Source organism: Streptomyces sp. NPDC056486, from assembly GCF_042795295.1.
GTDB lineage: Bacteria > Actinomycetota > Actinomycetes > Streptomycetales > Streptomycetaceae > Streptomyces.
Genome location: NZ_JBHTSF010000340.1, coordinates 1 through 1,174, shown reverse-complemented (window position 1 = coordinate 1,174; position 1,174 = coordinate 1). Strand labels below are relative to the sequence as shown.

The window sequence follows — 1,174 nt, the reverse complement described above, 5'->3', positions numbered from 1 at the left end:
ATCCCGGACCGGTCGGCGGCGATCACCCACTCCGGACGGGCGGGCGGATCCTGCCGGGTGAGGTCCAGCGGCGGCAGGCCGTCGGACAGCCGGTCGGCGCGGAAGCCGAGCGGGCCGTGCCGGTCCGGCTCTCCGGGCTGCAGGTAGAAGACGGGCGGGCTGTCCTCGGGGACGGTGAAGGCGTAGAAGTCCTCGACGGGCTGCTGGCCGTGTCGGCGATGCTGCTTGGGCGGCAGGTCGCCGGCCTCGACGGGCAGCTTGCGCCGACGGCGCTCGAGCGTGATCTGGGACCAGGACCACACACGGGTATGCGCGCAGCTTTCGTGTGTCCACACCGGCATCTGCAGCTCTGTGGGCTTGTTCTGTCCGGGGCGCTGGACCTCGCGCAGCGCCAGGCCGACGTGCACCTCGCGTTCCTTGGTGACCACGACCGGCTCATCACACAGGAAGCACTCGATCGGATCGTGGGCCCCGGGCTGGCCGTGCTTCTCCGCGTGGTCGATCAGCTCGAGGATCTGTCCGTCGTCCGCCAGCTCGTGGACGCCCTTGGCGGCGAAGTAGCCGGTGACGTACGTCGGCGAGGTGTACTCGGTGGCGTCGGCGGCCTCGTCGAAGCCCATCGGGTTCTGCGGCTCGTGTTCCTCGTCGGTGCGGCCCTGCTCGTACTCACGGCGGACGTGCTGCATGGCGGCCTGCAGCGATGTCTCGCCGGACTCTTCCATGTACTTGCGGGCGGCGTTCTTCAGCGCCTGCTGCTTGGCTCCCATGGCCATCTCCTCGCGGCGCGCGCGGTCCCGTGACCCGGGCACACCTGGACATGCCGGTGGACCTGGAGCGGATGCGTCTGTCGTGCCACCGATTCCCGCTGCGCGGGTTCAGGCTGTCTTCGCCATCCGGTCACGGGCCGGACTACTCGAACCAGGGTCGTCCGCGGCGGGCGACCACGCATCAGCGTAGTGGACGGGGACGGCACAGAAGGCGCGAATCACGAGGGTTGACCCCGTTAGAGGTAACGGGGTCAACCCTCGTTGCTGCGGGGTCTCGTTCGGTGGCTGAGGGCCGAATCTTGAGCGGTTTCGAGCGGCCTCGTCGCGCGCGCACGCGTAGGGGGTCCAGAAAGTCCACAAACTCTGTCCCGGGCGGGTTGGGGCTGTTGCCCCTAACAGGGTTGACC

Annotated in this window: 1 pseudogene; it reads right to left on the bottom strand. The window is 69.2% G+C overall.

The annotated features are described in order from the left end of the window. Positions 1–767, bottom strand: a pseudogene (locus ACFQ7F_RS45915) (hypothetical protein); the annotation flags it as partial. Positions 768–1,174: the final 407 nt, after the last annotated feature.